The organism is Caenispirillum salinarum AK4, assembly GCF_000315795.1.
Taxonomy (GTDB): domain Bacteria; phylum Pseudomonadota; class Alphaproteobacteria; order Rhodospirillales; family Rhodospirillaceae; genus Caenispirillum; species Caenispirillum salinarum.
Genome location: NZ_ANHY01000002.1, coordinates 97,812 through 114,277, shown reverse-complemented (window position 1 = coordinate 114,277; position 16,466 = coordinate 97,812). Strand labels below are relative to the sequence as shown.

Below are 16,466 nucleotides of genomic sequence, written 5' to 3'. Positions count from 1 at the left end.
AAAAGGCGCGCTCAGGATCAGGCCGCCGCCGGGGCGCCGACGGCGGCGCGGAACAGTCGGGCCTGCCCGCGGCTGGTATCCTCCCACCCGAAGCGCTCCGCGTAGGCGCGGGTCGCCGCGCGATCCGGCAGATCGGCCAGAAGCGCCGCCACGGCCCCCGCCACCGCCGCGCCCGTGGGATCGTCGAACAGCCGCCCGGCCTCGGGCGCGGCCACAACCTCGGGCGTGCCCCAAATGCGCGAGGCCGCCACCGGCGTGCCGCAGGCCATGGCCTCCAGCAGCACGTTGGCCCAGCCCTCGCGCGAGGACGCCAGCACTAGCGCATCGCAGGCGCCGTACACCTCGTGCAACCGGTCATGCGGCAGGCGCCCCAGGAAGCGCACCCGGCCTGCGACGCCAAGCACCGCCGCCCGGCGCTTCAGGGCGTCCTCCTCCGGTCCCTCGCCGGCGATGAGCAGGCGGGTCTCGGGCGGAAGGTGCGGCAGGGCCTCGATGGCCAGGTGATGGCGCTTGCGCTCGATCAGGTGGCCGACGCTCGCCAGCACCGGCGCGAGGCCGGGAGGCGGCAGGCCCAGGTCCCTGCGCAGGGCGGCCCGGTCGGCGGACGGCCGGAACATGGACAGGTCGACGCCGTTGCGCAGGGTCGTCACGCGACCGGCCGGCACGCCCAGGTCCACCAGGCCGTCCTTGAGCGCCTCACACACCGTGACCAGCGCATCCGCCTGGCCGGCGGCCCAGCGGATCATGCGGCGCGGGCGTGGGTAGCGGGGAATCAGGTTGATGTCGGTCCCGCGCGCGGTGATGGACAGCGGCACGCCGAAGTGCCGCGCCAGCATGGCCGCCGCCACGCCGTCGGGATAGAAGTAGTGGGCATCGATCATGTCGAAGCGATAGCCGCCGGCGCGCAGGCGCTCCAGCACCGGCCGGGCCGCCCGGTAGAGCAGGTAGGGCGCGGCGGTCATCCCCACTTTGGGAATCACCGGATACCGCGGATGCTCCACCGCGATGCCGTTCCGCGTCTCCGCTGCCGGGGCGCGGGCGAACGCGGCATACCCCCCGAACCGCGGGTGGGAGAACGGAAACCACGGCACCGGCGCGACCACCCGGGCGGCGATGCCGGGGTCGTGCTCCAGCAGGTGGCGCAGGCGGTTCTCCACGAACACGCCGTGGTGCGGCTGCGCGGCGTTAGGATAGAGCGTGGTGAAGGTCAGCAGGCGCAGCGGACGGGTCATGGCGTTCCGGCCTCCCCCGCCGCAGAAACGGCCGACCGGCCGCCGCGCCGGGGCCGGCGCCGTGCGGCAAGCAGCGCTTCGTAGGTCCGTAGGTAGGACTCCACCATGACGTCCAGGGCGAAACGCTCCAGCACCTGCGCCCGTCCCGCGGCGCCCTGCCGGCGGCACAAGGCGGCGTCACCGGCATAGCGGACCATGGCGCCGGCCAGGGCGTCGGGGTCGGAGGGCGGCACCAGCAGGCCCGTCTCGCCGGGCGTGACCAGTTCAGGGTTGCCCCCCACGTCCGTCGCCAGCACGGGCAGGCCCGAGCCCATGGCCTCCAGGATCGTGTTGCAGATGCCCTCGGTCCGCGACGGCAGGACGAAAACGTCGAGCCCCTGCAGCAGCGCCGGAACGTCGTTTCGCGCTCCCGGCGTCCAGGCCAGGTCCGCCAAGCCGGCCTCTGCCAACACGGCGCGGCACTCCTCCAGCAGCGGACCGTCGCCGATGAGCGCCAGCCGCAGGCGGCGGCGGCCGTCGGGCATGGCCTCCACGGCGCGGCAGAAGGCGCGGGCCAGCGTCACCTGGTCCTTGACCGTCTGCATGCGCCCGACCGTGCCGAACACCACCTGGTCCGGCCCGGCGAAGCCTGCGGGCGCCGGCAGCGGGCCGCGCTCGGCCGCGCCGGAGTCCGACCGCGGGCGGAAACGCCGGCTGTCGACGCCGTTGCAGATGTGGCGGACCTTCGCCGCCGGCAGGCCGACGGTTCCGGTCATCCACCGCTGGATATCCCTGGAGACCGCCACATATCCGTCGACCAGCGGGCTGACAGTGCGACGCAGGCGGTTGTAGCGGCGGTTGGCGCCGTCCTCCTCCACCGCGTCGCGGCCGTGCTCGCCATGGACGACGACCGTGGCGCCGCACAGGCGGCCGGGCACCACCATGTCCACCGCCGGCAGGTTGCGGGTGTGAACGACGTCGGGGCGCAGGCGGCGCAACAGGCGCCACAGGCGCAGGTAGGCGGCGGGGTCCTTGCCGTCCTTCTTGCCCAGAACGATCACCGGCACGTCGCAGCGCGTCAGCCGCGCCTGAAAGGCCCCGGCGGCGCGCAGGCAGACCACCGCATGGCGCACCCGCGCCGGATCGGTGCCGTTGATGATGTTGACCAGGCCGTTCTCCATGCCGCCGACACCCAGGCGGTCGACCACGTGCACCACCAGCGGCGCGCCGGCATCGGAGCCTGGCGCCGGCCGTTGCGCACGGTCTGCGGGGTATGCGGCGGCGGGGTCTGTCATGAACGGTCCTGCACCTCCCTGAGCCTCCTCAGGGTCGCCGCCCGCCCCAACCGGAGCAACGGTTACGACGGACTAAACCGGCGGGGTTAAAGCGGGAACGACGCTTGGGCGGGGCCGCCGTCACGCCTCGGCCGCCATATCGGCGGGCTGCGGCGCGGCGGACGTCGGGCGCCGGCGGGAGGGCGGAACGAGCGGGCCGTAGACGCCTTCGTAGCGCGCCACCACCGCCCGCCACGACCGTTCCCCTTCCACATAGGCGTGGGCGGCCTCCAGCACCGCCGGCCAGCGGGCGCGGTCGGCCAGGACCCGGTCAACGGCGGCCGCCAGGGCCGCCGGATCGTCCGGCGGGAACAGCCAGCCCGTGGCGCCGTCGCGGATCAACTCCCGGTGACCGCCGACGTCCGAGGCCAGAACGGGCTTGCCCATGGCCATGGCCTCCAGCGGCTTCAGGGGCGTCACCAGGTCGGTCAGGCGGATGCGGGCGCGCGGGAACACCAGCACGTCCACCAGGTCGTAATACGCCTGCACCTCGGCATGGGGCACGCGGCCGGTGAAGACCACCCGATCCGCCACGCCCAGGTCCGCCGCCAGGGCGCGCAGCCGGGCATCCTCCGGGCCGCCGCCCACCAGCAGGACGCGCACCTCGGGCCGGCGGCGGGCGATGTCCGGCAGGGCGCGCAGAAGCCCGTCCAGTCCTTCGTACCCGTAGAACGAGCCCAGGAAGCCCAGCACGACGCAGCCGCCCAGGCCGAGCCGCGCCTCCAGGTCCGGGTCGCGGCGGCCGCTGGTCCGAAAGGCGTCGGCGTCGACGGCATTGGGAATGACGGTGACCTTTTCGGGCGGCACGCCGCGCGCCAGCAGATCGCCGCGCAGGCCCTCGGCGATGGTGGTGACGGCAGTGGCATGGCGCACCGCCCAGGTCTCCAGCGCCCGCGTCAGGCGATAACGCCAGTCGCCGGCCCGCGCCGTGCCGTGGCTGACGGCGGCGTCCTCCCAGAAGGCGCGGATTTCGTAGACCACCGGCAGGCCGAAGCGCCGGCCCACCCGCACCGCCGGCACCGCATTCAGGGCCGGCGAGTGGGCGTGCAGGATGTCGGGGCGCTCCTTGCGGACCACCTCGATCAGGCGCGCCTCCGTGGCGCGCATCAGGGCGTGCTCGCGCAGCAGCGGCCACGCGCCGGCCCCGCGGCCGGGGGGCATGGGCGTGCGGTGGAAGACAAGGCCCTCGGCCTCTTCCTCCGGCGGCCCTTCGCGCGTGTGCTTGAGCGAGGTGAGATGACAGGTATCCCACCCGCGGGCCCGCTGCTCACGCAGGATGCCGAGCGTGCGGAAGGAATATCCGCTATGCATGGGCACCGAATGGTCCAGGACATGGAGGATCTTCATACCGCTCGCCCGCGCAGGATGACTGGGAGCCACATGGTGGCGGCCCCGCGCGCACGCCGGCAACCTGTCATCGGGCTTACGCCCCGCCGCCGCCCTCGCCGCCATCGCCGCGTCCGGCGGCGACGTAGCGTCCCGGAGCGATGATTCCCCTGGGGTCGACCGCGTGCTTGATCCGCCGCGCCAGGTCCCACGTCGGGCCCTCCTGCGCGGTGACCCGGTCCATGGCGGCGACATTCAGGCGATAGGGCTGGAGGCCCAGCTTGCGGCCCTCGTCCACCAGCTCCAGATAGCAGGCCCGCGCCGCCTCGGCCTCGGTGTCCGGGTCGAACAGCAGCGGCACCGTGGCGTCGGCCACCGACCCCGACAGGGCTGTCAGCGTGATGAGCGGGTTGAAGCCGTGCTTGCGGCAGGTGCGTTCCACGAAATCGGTGGCCCGGCGGGCGGCGGCGCCGTCCAGCGGCACCAGCGGCGCGTACCACATGAGCCCGCAGCGGTCGCGGTCGGGGTCCAGCGCCTCGGTGTTTTCCGGTGGCCTGAAGCCCGGCCGCCAGTACGCCAGCGGCAGGGCGACGCGGCGCGGGCGCCCCACCATGATGTCCAATGCCTGCTCGAAGGAGCCCAGCCGCTCGCGCTGCACCGCCACCTTGCGGCCCGGCAGCCAGCCCGCCACCCGGCGCAGCAGCCGGACGCGGTCGTGGGAAAAGAAGGTCACCATGCGGCTCACCGGGCACAGCCGGCGCCGGATGGCGCGGCGGGCGCCGGCGGCGACGGCGGAGTCGGCGTACAGCCCGCCGATGCCCAGCCAGGGCGCCACTCCGTGTTCGCGCCCCATGGCGTCGATGCGCGGGTCCGAGATCAGGCGCCCTTCGTCGTCGGGATAAGGCGCGAACATCGACAGGCCGCGGCGCCGGTTGAGCAGGTTGATGCCGCCCACCAGCCCCGGAAGGCTCTGCTGCAGGCCGCGCACGGCATCGACCGCCGCTTCCAGGTCCGCGTCGCGCTTGAGGTTGAAGACGAAGGCCTCCACCCGCTCGGGCCGGCGGACCAGCTGCAGGGTCATGCGCACCACGACGCCCAGGTTGGACTGGCCGAACAGCCCGTCCAGATACGGCCCGATGCCCCACTTGAAGGCCGGCACCCGCTGGTCCGGGCTCGACAGCGCGCGCAGGGGCGACTCGTACAGCGACCCGTCGGGCAGCACGACGGTCACAGCCGCCACCGCCGCGAAGTGGTCGGTGGCCGGGGTGATGCCGAAGCCGCGCTCCAGGGCGTTGCCGAGCAGGCTGCAATCGGGCCCGGCGCCGGTGGTGGGCACCATGAACGGCAGGCCGTGGTCGTCCAGGTGGCGGCTGAGCTGGCCCTGTGTCACGCCGGGCTCCACCGTCACCAACCCCAGGTCCGCCTCGTCGGACCGGATGTCGATTCGCGCCAGGCGGCCCAGGTCCAGGACGACCGAGTCGACCGGCGGCAGGCGGCTGCCATAGCCCCAGTTGCGCCCGGTGCTGATGGGATACAGCGGTACGCCGGCGTCCGAGGCAATGACCACGCAGTCACGAACCTCGTCGACCGTCGACGGTCGGACGACGGCCTGTACCGGCCGGTCAAACCCCAAGGTATTACGACTGTAGTCGTGGCACCTTTGACGTTCCAGAACATGCTCGGCACCAACGGTACGCCGCCACCGTTCCAAGGCGCTATTTGAATCCATTTGCACCTACCTCAGTCCCTGAGAGCCAGAATAAGACGAAAAATCATCAAATTTTATGCTTTTTCCAGTTGTATCGGCGCCTTCACTCGCGAGGAATACTGCCGTGACAGGGCTGTGACCGCATTTGTGTCAGGATCGCCTTCATCAACCACCGGATTGTCACGGGTTGGTTACTATTTATTAAGCGCCTCACCGCCTACTATGACCCGTCCAAAAGATATATAACCCGCTATCCCAATCGGATTAAACTCAAGGAATGAGTCGGGGAACAAAAATGCGTGAGATGCAGAGTGAGAGCACCATGGTTCGGCCCGATATCGCGACAGCCGGCCCGATCCTGAACCGGTCAACCATTCCTTCCGCCAATCCCTCCAATACTCCCTCCCCCAAACCCGCCGCCAACAAGGACCTGACAGTCTTCGCAGACCGGTTCGAAGTTCGGCGCGCGGAAAGCCGGGAAGAGCGCAACCTGTGTTTCGAGCTTCGACACCAGGTTTACTGCGTGGAGCGGGAATTCGAAGAGAAGAGCGACTTTCCCGATGGCCGGGAAAGCGACCTGTTCGACCGTCATTCCATCCATGTCCTGCTGATCGACCGCACCAGCGGCGAGGCCCTGGGCACGGCGCGGCTGGTCCTGCCGCATCCGACGCTGGGCCATCCCATCAACTCGGTGGCGCCGGGCATGGCGGAACGCGGCGGCGTGCTGCCCCCCATGCGGACCGGCGAGATCTCGCGGTTCTGCCTGTCCAAGACCATCCGCAAATCGCTTGGTCGGGACACGGCGTCCTTTCTGCCCTTTCTGCCGCTGGGGCTGATCCAGGGCGTCATCACGGCGATCTACGAGCACCGCCTGACCCATGTCTGCGCGGTGATGGAGCCGGCGCTCCTGCGCCTGCTGACCCGCCTGGGCATCCACTTCAATCCGTGGGGCGAGCTTGTCGATCACCACGGCCTGCGGCAGCCCTGCTGGTCGAACTTCGACGTACTGATGGACCGCATGTTCGACGAGCGCGCCGACGTTCACCACTACTGCACCACCGGCGCCCGGGCGGCCGGCGTCCTGCCCGAAGCCGTGGCGCGCCTGCGGCCGAGCCGGAGCGCCGTCGCCTTCGCCAGCTGCTGACCCGCTGTCGACAGCCGACAGTGAAAAGGGATGGCCCGAGGGCCATCCCTTTTCCTTGTGGCGGTGAATCCCGCTGCGCAGGCCGCGCCGATTCAGGCCTCTGGGTCAGGCCGCCTTGCGGCGGCGCCAGCCGCCGATGCCGATGCCGGCCAGGCCGAAGCCCAGAAGCGCCAGCGTGGCGGGCTCGGGGACCCGTGCGAAAGTCGTCGCGCCGGTGCCCTGCGAGATCACGCTGAAGTCACCCGACGCGACGGTCCCGTCGAACACGTCGAACCCGTCGTCGGTGATCGCGTTGACGGCGATGCCCGAGTTGAGCTGCAACTGATAGAAGGGGACGGGATCGATGAAGTACTGCTCGCCGAAGGGCGTCAGGGCGATCTCCAGATCGATCACGAACGTGATGATCTCGTTCGGGATGACCTGAATTGTCTGAGAGCCCAGGACCAGCGAGGCCGTCAGGACGGTTTCCGTGTCGCCGTCCACCTCATACCGGAACGGGTCCACCACGCTGTCGGACGGATCGAGGTCCAGCGGCGTATCGGTGGGCGTGCGGTCGTAGTACAGGGTGAACTCGAACGTGTCGTAGAGGCCCTCGGCCTCGGTGATCGAGCCGTCGGCGACGGACGTCGAGGAACCGGTGGCCGTGAAGTTGCCGAACAGCTTGTATTCGGTGTTCAGCCCGGCGGTCAGGTCGACGCCGTTGAGGGTGAAGGTGGTGTAGCGCACCTGGCCTTCCTGGGTGAAGGTGCCGGCGTCCGGCGTGCCGTCAACGTCGGTGAAGGCGGTGAACAGGAACACCATGGCGTCGGCCGTGACCTCGTTGCCGCCCACCGGGTTCTCGTCCACGGTGAACTCCGGCGCGGCCGCGGCCGGCGCGGCGTACAATCCGAGAGCGAAGGCAGCGGCGCCCGCCGCCTTTACCGCGGATGAAGTGAGAAATCTCTTAAACATCGAAGGCTCCCTTTGCAGTGCGGCCTGCGCCGCGGTCTCCGTCTGATGGCGGTTAAACCCGACGCTCTTTCAGCAAGCCGCGTGCCACAGTTTTTTCTCCTTTATTTTCAATGCACTGACCTTTCTCCCCGGGCAGTGCCCCCATAAAGTGGAAAAACCTCCGACACCCGCCGCCCCGTCTTGTCGACCCGATCGCCGCAAAGCCGGGGCGTTCGCGCCGATACGGCGGTTTGGGCGGCGTAAAGGCTGCCAACACCTTGTCGATCAGCGCCGGCCGCGGCCCGCTGCGGGGGCCTGGCACGCGTCGAATGCCGGGCGCCCGCAAGAAGCGCCCGGCCAGAGGTTCGAAAGCGTGGGAGAAGGTTGGTCAGACCAGCACTTCGGCCGGTCCGCCATGCCCCAGAAAGCCGGCGGGGCTGGCCGTGGCGCCGTAGGCACCGGACTGGAAGATCACCACCAGATCGCCCACGTCGGCCCGCGGCAGCTCCACCCGGTCGGCCAGCAGGTCCAGCGGCGTGCACAGGCAGCCGACGACGCTCTGGGTCTCGATGCCGTTTCCGGTCATGCGGGTGCCGATGGCAACCGGATAGTTCCGCCGCAGCACCTGCCCGAAGTTGCCCGTCGCGGCCAGATGGTGGTGCAGGCCGCCGTCGGTGACCAGGAACACCTGCCCGCGCGACACCTTGCGATCGACCACGCGGCAGACGTAGACCCCGGCCTCGCCCACCAGATAGCGCCCCAGTTCGATCCCCGGCCGGGCGTCCGGCAGGGCCGTCGTCAGGCGCTCGACCGCGCCTGCCATGCCCTCGCCCACCTCGGCCAGCGGCAGGGGCGTGTCCTTGTCGTGGTAGGGGATGCCGAAGCCGCCGCCCAGGTTGACCATCTCCGGCGCGCCCGGCGCGTCATCGGTCAGGCGCAGGATCAGCTCCACGCTCTTTTCCTGGGCCTCGCGTATCAGGGCCGGACGCAGGGCCTGGCTGCCCCAATAGCAGTGGAAGCCGACGAAGGTCAGGTCCAGCGCGCCGATGCGCGCCAGCAGGGCCGGCACCGCTTCCGCGTCCACGCCGAACTGCTTGGCCCCGCCGCCCATGCGCATGCCCGAGCCGCGCAATTCGAAGTCGGGATTGACGCGCACGGCGACGCGGGGTGTGATTCCCAGCCGGTCGCCGTGGCGGGCGATCTCCTCCAGTTCCGCCGGGCTTTCGACGTTGATGGTCACGCCGGCAGCCACGGCCTGCGCCAACTCGTCGGACTTCTTTCCCGGCCCGGCGAAGGAAACGCGGCCCGGGTCCATGCCCGTATCCAGCACGGTCGCCAGTTCCCCGGCCGAGGCCACGTCGCAGCCGTCCACCAGCCGCGCCAGGTGCTGAACCACGGCCGGCATGGGGTTGGCCTTCACGGCATAGGACAGGTGCACGGCCGCCGGCAGGTGCGCGCGCAGGGCCGCGACACGCTCGCTCAGCAGGCCGCGGTCGTAGGCGTAGAAGGGTGTCCGCCCCACCCGCGCGGCCAGGCGTGACAGCGGCACGCCGCCCACGCCCAACTCGTCGCCCAGGACGGGAAAGCCATGGACGCGGAATGCGCCCGTGTCTGCGGTCAGGGGCGCGTTCATGTCAGGCTTCCTCTTTGCGGAAGGTATCGGCGTGGGCGGTGGCGAGGCCCTTGCGGTCGGGCTTGCCGTTGGCGTTGCGCGGCAGGGCGTCCATGGCGACCACCCGGCGCGGCACCATGTAGGCGGGAAGCTCCGCCCGCGCCGCCTCCATCAGCGCATCCGCATCCAGCGCCGCGCCATCGAGGCCGGTGGCGACCACCACCACCGCCTGCCCCAGGTCCGGGTGCGGCACGCCGATGGCGACCACCTCGCCCACCAGGCCGGTGGCGTAGAGCACTTCCTCGATCTCCGTCGGGCTGGTGCGATAGCCCGAGGTCTTGATCATCTCGTCCTCGCGCCCGACGAAATAGAGGTAGCCGTCGGCGTCCATCTTCACCGTGTCACCCGACCACACCGCGATCTCCGGGTGCGGCAGGCCGGCCGGCTGGCCGGGGGCGGGCTTGAAGCGCGCCGCCGTGCGGTCCGGGTCGTTCCAGTAGCCCAGGGCCACGAAGGCGCCCCGGTGGACCAGTTCCCCCGGTTCGCCGGGCGCACAGGGCGATCCGTCCTTGCGGACCACCAGCACCTCGGCGTTGGGCACGGCCTTGCCGATGCTGTCGGGGCGGCGGTCCACCTCCGCCGGCGGCAGGTAGGTGGAGCGGAAGGCTTCCGTCAGCCCGTACATCAGATAGCACTGGGTGTAGGGCAGCAGGGCCCGCAGGCGCTCGAGCACCGCGCGCGGCATCCGTCCGCCCGTGTTGGCGATGTAGCGCAGGCCCGCCGCCGCCTCGTCGGGCCAGCGGCACTGGGCGAGTTGCACCCACAGGGGTGGAATGCCGGTGATGCCCGTGATGCCTTCCGCCGCCACCGCCTTCACGGCATCGCGCGGCAGCAGGTAGTTGAGCAGCACCACCCGCGCGCCCGCCGCGAACGCCGTCGTCAACTGGCTGAAGCCCGCGTCGAAGGACAGCGGCAGGAGCGAGAGAATGCGATCCTCGGCCGTGTTGCCGATGTAGGACGCCACCGAATGGGCGCCGGCCAGCATGTTGCGGTGGGACAGCACCACGCCCTTGGGCAGCCCGGTGGAGCCCGAGGTGTAGAGGATCGCCGCCATGTCCTGATCCACCACCCGATGCGGTGCCGGCGCGCCGACGCCCGATCCGGCGGCCATGACGTCGCGCCAGCGCAGCAGGTCCACCCCGTGCAGGGCCGGCGGCGGGTCGGATGCCTCGTCCACCAGCACGATGGTCCGCAGGTCCGGGCAGTCGGGCAGCACGTCGGCGAGCGCGCCAAGCCGGGCGCTGCTGGTCACCAGGACGCGGACGTTGCAGTCGGTCAGGATGTGCTGCACCTGGCGCCCCTTGAGCACCGGATTCACCGGCACGAAGACGCCGCCGGCATGGGCGGCGCCGAAGCTGGCGACCACCGTCTCGAACCGCTTGTCCAGGTAGACGGCCACCCGCTCGGTGCGGTGCAGGCCCTCGGCCACCAGTCCGCGTGCGAACGCCTCCACCGCCTGCGCGAGGTCGCCGTAGGTCAGCGCCTCGCCGCCGCAGCGCAGGGCCGTCGCCAGCGGATCGCGCAGCGCCGCCGACAGGATGAGATTCGACAGGCGGTCGTGCATGGCGGCGGCCTCCGGGGAATGACGCGGGAAACGGGGCGGGACGGGATGGGCGGCCAGGATCAAGCGTCGAAACGGCGCTTGACGGTGGCGGCGCGTTCGCGGGCTGCGGCCTCTTCCCGGGCCGCTTCGTCCTTGGGCGGCATCATGCGCAACAGACCCTTCTGATCGCGGATGCTGGGGGCGCCGTCGTTCATCACCACCCAGTACATCACGAAGGCGACCGCGCCCATGGCAAGGATCAGGATGCCGGTTTCCACGGGAACGCCTCCAAGTATCGGAAAAGAAAATCGTGGTGTTCCATCAATACCGTGCCCGGCGCCAGGTCTCATCATCTCACGCGGACTAAACCCGACGACGGACTCCTAGGCGGCGCTTCCGCGTGCCATAGTTCAGCGGCGTCAACGACCTCGACCGCCCTGGGAGCGAGCCGTACAGCGCCATGCGCGATATCTTCATCATAATGTTCATGGTGGGCATCGTCCCCGCCATCCTGCGCTGGCCGTTCCTGGGCATCCTGGGATGGTGCGTGGTGTCCTACATGAACCCGCACCAGCTGGGCTGGGGCCGGGTCAACGACCTGCCTTTCGGCATGCTGATCGGCCTGGCGACCATCTTTTCCTTCATGATCTCCAGCGGGTACCGCAAGACGGTGCCGCTGACGCCGATCACGGTGCTGCTGCTGGTCTTCTTCGGCTACATGACCATGACCACGATCATGGCGCTCGCCCCGGGGTCGGCCTACGAGAAGTGGGACAAGGTGTTCAAGGTCCTGCTGATGACCTTCATCACCATTCCCATGATGGCCAGCCGCGAGCGCATTCACGCCTTCGTCTGGGTCATCGTGCTGTGCATCGGGTTCTACGGCGTCAAGGGCGGGTTGTTCACGTTGATCAACGGCGGCGGCTACCGTGTGTGGGGGCCGCCCAACACCATGATCGAGGACAACAACCACCTGGCCCTCGCCCTGATCATGCTGCTGCCCATGGTCCGCTACCTGCACCTGCAGAGCGGCGACGTCTGGATCCGCCGCGGCCTGCTGCTGGCCATGGCGCTGATCGGCGCGTCGATCATCGGGTCATACTCGCGCGGCGCCTTCGTCGCCGGCAGCGCCTGCCTGTTCTGGCTATTCCTGAAGTCGCGGCACAAGATGGCGATCATCGGCCTCGGCGTTTTCGCGCTGATTCTCGGCCTGAGCGTCATGCCGCCCGAGTGGATGGCCCGCATGGCGACGATCCAGTCCTACACCGAGGATTCCTCGGTACAGGGACGCTTCGACGCCTGGACGTTCGCGTGGCGCCTGGCCCAGATGCGGCCGCTGTTCGGCGGCGGGTTCAACCCCATCGATTCCGGCCTGTTCCTCGCCCTCGTCCCCGATGGCGAAGTCGCCCGGGCCTTCCACAGCAACTACTTCGAGGTCCTGGGCGAACACGGCTTCATCGGGCTGGCGCTGTTCCTGGCGATCCTGGCGGCGGGCTTCTTCACCGCCGGCAGCATCACGCGTCAGGTGCGTCACGCGCCCGGTTACGAGTGGGCGCGCGACCTGGCCTCCATGGTGCAGGTCAGCCTCGTAGCCTACGCCGTCGGCGGCCTGTTCCTCAACATGGCCACCTTCGACCTGTTCTACCACATCCTGGTGATCCTGGTGATGCTGCGCCTGGTCATCGAGGGCGACGCCGTCGCCACGCCGAAGCCCGCCACTCTTGCCGAACAGGCCCGCGCCAGCCGCCGGCCGCCGCAGGGCGTGCCGACGCCGGCATCGCCCGGTGGTTCGCCCATGCGGCCCCAGCGGGGGCACGGCGGCTCATGAGCGTGGGCCCGCTGGACATCCTGCTCGTCGCGGGGTTCTTCCCGCCGCATGCGCCCCTGGCCGCCACGCGGGCGCCGGCATTGGCGCGGTTTCTCGGGCAGCGCGGACATCGGGTGCGGGTGCTGGCGGCGCGCAATGCCGACTTTCCCCCGGTCATGGACCACGGCCTGCCCGAAGGCTCGGTCACCTGGGCAAAGGTCGCCCCGCCGCTCAGCGCGCGGGCCCTGCTGCGCGATCCCGCCGGCGCCGTGCGCGTCCTGCGCAGCCCCGCCGATGCCCTGCGCCGCCTGAGCGGCTGGCCCGACCAGCAGAGCGGCTGGCTGCCCGATGCCGCCCGCCAAGGCGACGCGCTGGTCGCGGCGCGCCGCCCCGACGTGATCCTCGCCACCGCCCCGCCCCACTCGGGCCTGCTGGTCGCCGAGGGACTGCACCGGCGCCACGGCGTCCCCTGGGTGGCGGAGTTCCGCGACCTGTGGACGGGTCATCCGTACTACGACGGAACGGGCCTGCGGGCCTGGCTGGACGGCCGGACGGAGGCGCGCGTGCTGGGCTCGGCGGCGGGGCTTGCCACCGTCACCGACGGCTGGCGGCGGCAGCTCGCCGCGCAGTGGCCGCGAACGCCCGTGTGCCTGGCCCGCAATGGCTTCGACCCCGCAGAGATCGCCGCCGCGCCGCCGCCCGCCGAAACCGGCGACCCGGCACACCTGACCATCATCTATGCCGGCGTCCTGTATGGCGACAAGCGCGACCCGCGCCCGCTGTTCGCGGCCATCGCCCGCCTGCCGGAAGACCGGTTGACCCGCGTGCGCGTCCACTTCTACGGCAGCGAGCGCGCCGCCGTGGAGGCCATGGCGGCCGAACACGGGATAGCCGCCCCGGTGGTGAGCGTGCACGCTCCCGTTCCGCGCGCCACGCTGCTGGGCCTGCAGAAGGCCGCCGACGTGCTTCTGCTGCTGCGCTGGAACGACCGGCGCGAGGACCATGTGCTCGCCGGCAAGCTGTTCGAGTACATCGGCTGCCGCCGCCCCATTCTGTCGGTGGGCTCCACCACCGGCGAGGCGGCGGACATCCTGCGCGACGGCGGGCTGGGACGGGTGTCCGACGATCCCGCCGCCATCGTCGGCCACCTGTCGGCATGGCTGGAGGAAAAAGCAGCGACGGGACGGGTCGCCGCACCGCCCGAAGACGCCGCCGCCGGTCATGCGCGCGGCGCCCAGTTCGAGGCGCTGGAGGCGCTGCTCGGCCGCTGCGCCGGCAAGGCGTCACCGGCCGCCCATGGCACCGCGCCGGCGCCCGCGCGCCCAGTCACCGGCGCGCCTCCACGATCGGCTTAAACCGGCGGTTCCGTCGACATTCGGGGCTGCCGCTTCTAGGCTTTTGTCAATGCGAACAGGCCCTTCACGCGGTGAACGCGCTGCCAGTGAAGGGCCCAAGGAACAGGGTGAGCCATGCCTGCCGCAAGCCGTTCTCTGGCCGCGTTCGCCCTCGCGGCGGTAACCATGATGATCCTGCTGGTCAGCGCACCCGCGCTGGGCAAGGAGAAAATGGTGGGGCCGTTCTACAACCCGCACACCAAGTCCTACTTCGCCTATGTCGACCTCAACATCATGGGCGGCACGTCGTGGGGCGGCGTGCAGAAACATGCCCTGCGCAAGACCTACCACGGCATTCCCGGCCGCCTGGCGGTCGTGAAGGACCGCAAGACCCACGACTGGCTGCGGGAAAAGTTCGGCGACGTCATCGACAAGGAAACCTGGATCGGCCTGCGCTATTTCTGCGGCGCCCGCAAGCTGATGTGGGTGGACGGCACCATCATGGACCGGTCGCCGCCGGGCGTGTGGCACCCGCAGTGGCACCGCACCTGGATCATGTGCGGCCGGGTGCGCATGGAATACATGCCGGTCTACTACGTGGGCGGCGGCCTGCAGATGGTCTGGCAGGCGTCGGGCATCGACAAGTACCAGATTTCGTACCTGGTGGAATTCCCCACCGGCAAGCCCTGACCATGGGCGCCCTGTTCCTGACCCGCGACGACGGCTCGCCGGCGGCCGCCCGCCTTCATGCACGGCTGGAGAGGTCCTTCCGGCGCCAGGGCTTCGGCGCCGGCCGGTCGGCAACCCACAACAGCCACCGAATCACCTGCTTCGCGCCCTTGAGCGGCGGCGTGCCGCTCGTCCACGCGGACAATGCCGGCAATGTCATCGCCATTGCCGGCACCGTTTTCTACCGAAGCCGCCATGGCAGGGACGCCCTGGCACCGCTGCTGGCCGATCTGGTGGCGGACCGCCTGAACGAACCGGCGCTCTGGGGCAGCTTCGCCGTCGTCGCCGGCATCCGGGGTGCGGTGCGGGTGCTGACCGACCGCTGCGGCACCTTCCACCTGTTTCGCAGCGAGACGCCGGCGGTGGTCTCGTCGTCGTTTCTCGCCGTGGCCGACGCCCTGGACTCGCCGGCCGTCGACGCCGACGGCGTGCGGGACTACGTCTTCCACGGCGCCGCCCACGGCGGCCTGACGGTGCTGCGCGACGTGCGCCTGCTCGACTCCTTGCGTGCCTGGACCTTCCACGACGACGGCCGCGTCTCCGGTCGGCCGCGCCCCATGCCCCTGCCCGAGCAGACCGCCGACGCCACCACGCCCGAGGCGGCGGCCGAGCGCTGCCTGGCGGTTCTGGACGACCGTTTCGACGCCCTCGCCCGCCTGGGCGGCGCCGGCCTCGACACCGCCCTCTCGGGCGGTTACGACAGCCGCCTCATCCTCGCCATGCTGCGACGGCACGGGACGATCCCGGACCTGCACGTCTATGGACCCGAGGCGAGCGACGACGTGCGGATCGCCAAGGCCGTCTGCGCCGCCGAGGGCCTGGCCCTGGCGCATGTGGACAAGGCCGGTCGCCCCCTGCCCGACCCGGACATCTATGCCGCCGTGGTCTCGGCGACGCTGGAGGCCTTCGACGGCACGCCCAACGACGGCGTTTTCGACAGCGGCGCCGACCTGGAAACGCGGCTCGCGCGCTGCCATGACGGGCGGCTGGCGCTCAACGGCGGCGGCGGCGAGGTCTTCCGCAATTTCTTCTACCTGCCCGACCGACCGGTCTCGCCGCTGGCCATGCAGCAGGTGTTCTGGAGCCAGTACGATCCCGCCGCCGCAGCGCCCGGTTTCGACGCCCGCGGCTATGCCCGCCGCTTCGCCGCGCGGCTGGCCGCCGACGTCGGACGCGGCGGGGACGCCGGCACCGTCCGCCGCCCCCTGCCCCGCCCGGTGGTGGAAGCCGTCTACCCCCTGACCCGCTGCCGCTGGTGGATGGGCCGCAACGCCAGCGTCAACAATCGCCTGGGCGCGGCCGTCACCCCCTTCGTGGACGCCGAGATTCTGGCGACCACCCTGCCCGTGCCCCTGCGCCTGAAGAACCACGGGCGCCTCCAGGCCGCCATGATCGCCCGCGCCGACCCGGCGCTGGCGCGCCATCCGTCGGCCTACGGCCACGCCTTCGACGCACCGCCTCCGACACGGCGGGTGCTGTCGGACTGGGCGACGTTCGTGCGGCCGCCCGCCGTTCGCGCCCGCACCTTCCGGCTCAAGCGTCAGCCGCCTGTCCCGCCGCCGTCGCTGGCGCCCGAGCGCGTGGCGCGGGTGCTGGGCGGCCCGCCCGAGTACATGCCGCGCTTCTTCCGGCTCGACCGCCTGTGCGAGCCCGGGCAGCTCAACCGGGCCATGACGCTGGAGCTTTTGTTCCGCCGCCTCAACGCCGCCGCCTGATCCACGCCGCTTC

13 protein-coding genes are annotated in these 16,466 nt (G+C 70.7%); 5 read left to right on the top strand and 8 right to left on the bottom strand.

Annotation, left to right across the window (positions count from 1 at the left end; translation table 11 throughout):
* Positions 1–17: 17 nt before the first annotated feature.
* From C882_RS00670 to C882_RS00655, 4 genes are all read right to left on the bottom strand, one after another.
* Entirely contained in the window at positions 18–1,232 is a 1,215-nt protein-coding gene (locus C882_RS00670) for a glycosyltransferase family 4 protein (protein WP_009538589.1), read from the bottom strand.
* Complete coding sequence (locus C882_RS00665) at positions 1,229–2,506, bottom strand: TIGR03088 family PEP-CTERM/XrtA system glycosyltransferase (protein ID WP_009538588.1); 1,278 nt, start codon at positions 2,504–2,506, stop codon at positions 1,229–1,231. The genes C882_RS00670 and C882_RS00665 overlap by 4 nt, the downstream gene beginning before the upstream one ends.
* A 120-nt stretch (positions 2,507–2,626) precedes the next feature.
* Positions 2,627–3,892 carry a TIGR04063 family PEP-CTERM/XrtA system glycosyltransferase gene (locus C882_RS00660; protein ID WP_009538587.1) on the bottom strand — a complete coding sequence of 422 codons (1,266 nt, stop codon included), beginning with the start codon at positions 3,890–3,892 and terminating at the stop codon, positions 2,627–2,629.
* 76 nt (positions 3,893–3,968) lie between these two features.
* Positions 3,969–5,600 carry an FAD-binding oxidoreductase gene (locus C882_RS00655; protein ID WP_083875630.1) on the bottom strand — a complete coding sequence of 544 codons (1,632 nt, stop codon included), beginning with the start codon at positions 5,598–5,600 and terminating at the stop codon, positions 3,969–3,971.
* Between the two features lie 256 nt (positions 5,601–5,856).
* Here C882_RS00655 and C882_RS00650 point away from each other — a divergent pair, with 256 nt between their 5' ends.
* The gene (locus C882_RS00650; RefSeq protein WP_083875629.1) at positions 5,857–6,723 is read left to right on the top strand and encodes a PEP-CTERM/exosortase system-associated acyltransferase; all 867 of its coding nucleotides are present in this window, start codon (positions 5,857–5,859) and stop codon (positions 6,721–6,723) included.
* Between the two features lie 105 nt (positions 6,724–6,828).
* Here C882_RS00650 and pepA read toward each other — a convergent pair whose 3' ends face one another.
* The 4 genes from pepA to C882_RS00630 all read right to left on the bottom strand — a co-directional run bounded on the left by pepA (position 6,829) and on the right by C882_RS00630 (position 11,146).
* A complete protein-coding gene (gene pepA / locus C882_RS00645; RefSeq protein ID WP_083875628.1) occupies positions 6,829–7,674 on the bottom strand; it encodes a flocculation-associated PEP-CTERM protein PepA in 846 nt (281 codons plus the stop codon).
* Between the two features lie 367 nt (positions 7,675–8,041).
* Positions 8,042–9,286: a pyridoxal-dependent decarboxylase, exosortase A system-associated gene (locus C882_RS00640; protein WP_009538583.1), complete on the bottom strand. Its 1,245-nt coding sequence runs from the start codon at positions 9,284–9,286 to the stop codon at positions 8,042–8,044.
* A gap of 1 nt (position 9,287) precedes the next feature.
* Positions 9,288–10,889: an acyl-CoA ligase (AMP-forming), exosortase A system-associated gene (locus C882_RS00635; protein WP_009538582.1), complete on the bottom strand. Its 1,602-nt coding sequence runs from the start codon at positions 10,887–10,889 to the stop codon at positions 9,288–9,290.
* 59 nt (positions 10,890–10,948) lie between these two features.
* Positions 10,949–11,146 (bottom strand): hypothetical protein, encoded by a 198-nt coding sequence (locus C882_RS00630; protein ID WP_009538581.1) that lies wholly within the window; start codon positions 11,144–11,146, stop codon positions 10,949–10,951.
* Between the two features lie 182 nt (positions 11,147–11,328).
* Between C882_RS00630 and C882_RS00625 the strand changes: the two genes are divergently transcribed.
* The 4 genes from C882_RS00625 (at position 11,329) to C882_RS00610 (ending at position 16,453) form a co-directional block, all read left to right on the top strand.
* On the top strand, positions 11,329–12,696 hold the full coding sequence (locus C882_RS00625) for a putative O-glycosylation ligase, exosortase A system-associated (RefSeq protein ID WP_009538580.1): 1,368 nt from the start codon (positions 11,329–11,331) through the stop codon (positions 12,694–12,696).
* A complete protein-coding gene (locus C882_RS00620; protein ID WP_051999907.1) occupies positions 12,693–14,030 on the top strand; it encodes a glycosyltransferase in 1,338 nt (445 codons plus the stop codon). The genes C882_RS00625 and C882_RS00620 overlap by 4 nt, the downstream gene beginning before the upstream one ends.
* A gap of 114 nt (positions 14,031–14,144) precedes the next feature.
* Positions 14,145–14,699, top strand: coding sequence for a C-type lectin domain-containing protein (locus C882_RS00615; protein WP_043642760.1), 555 nt, complete (start codon positions 14,145–14,147; stop codon positions 14,697–14,699).
* Positions 14,700–14,701: 2 nt separating this feature from the next.
* Positions 14,702–16,453, top strand: a complete 1,752-nt coding sequence (locus tag C882_RS00610; protein WP_009538577.1) for an adenine nucleotide alpha hydrolase family protein — start codon at positions 14,702–14,704, stop codon at positions 16,451–16,453.
* The last annotated feature ends 13 nt before the right edge of the window (positions 16,454–16,466 follow it).

What these genes read in the sequence shown, in the direction of transcription:
- C882_RS00670 (WP_009538589.1), bottom strand. Translation starts at nt 1,232, where the DNA reads ATGACCCGTCCGCTGCGCCTGCTGACCTTCACCACGCTCTATCCTAAC.
- C882_RS00665 (WP_009538588.1), bottom strand. Translation starts at nt 2,506, where the DNA reads ATGACAGACCCCGCCGCCGCATACCCCGCAGACCGTGCGCAACGGCCG.
- C882_RS00660 (WP_009538587.1), bottom strand. Translation starts at nt 3,892, where the DNA reads ATGAAGATCCTCCATGTCCTGGACCATTCGGTGCCCATGCATAGCGGA.
- C882_RS00655 (WP_083875630.1), bottom strand. Translation starts at nt 5,600, where the DNA reads ATGGATTCAAATAGCGCCTTGGAACGGTGGCGGCGTACCGTTGGTGCC.
- C882_RS00650 (WP_083875629.1), top strand. Translation starts at nt 5,857, where the DNA reads ATGAGTCGGGGAACAAAAATGCGTGAGATGCAGAGTGAGAGCACCATG.
- pepA (WP_083875628.1), bottom strand. Translation starts at nt 7,674, where the DNA reads ATGTTTAAGAGATTTCTCACTTCATCCGCGGTAAAGGCGGCGGGCGCC.
- C882_RS00640 (WP_009538583.1), bottom strand. Translation starts at nt 9,286, where the DNA reads ATGAACGCGCCCCTGACCGCAGACACGGGCGCATTCCGCGTCCATGGC.
- C882_RS00635 (WP_009538582.1), bottom strand. Translation starts at nt 10,889, where the DNA reads ATGCACGACCGCCTGTCGAATCTCATCCTGTCGGCGGCGCTGCGCGAT.
- C882_RS00625 (WP_009538580.1), top strand. Translation starts at nt 11,329, where the DNA reads ATGCGCGATATCTTCATCATAATGTTCATGGTGGGCATCGTCCCCGCC.
- C882_RS00620 (WP_051999907.1), top strand. Translation starts at nt 12,693, where the DNA reads ATGAGCGTGGGCCCGCTGGACATCCTGCTCGTCGCGGGGTTCTTCCCG.
- C882_RS00615 (WP_043642760.1), top strand. Translation starts at nt 14,145, where the DNA reads ATGCCTGCCGCAAGCCGTTCTCTGGCCGCGTTCGCCCTCGCGGCGGTA.
- C882_RS00610 (WP_009538577.1), top strand. Translation starts at nt 14,702, where the DNA reads ATGGGCGCCCTGTTCCTGACCCGCGACGACGGCTCGCCGGCGGCCGCC.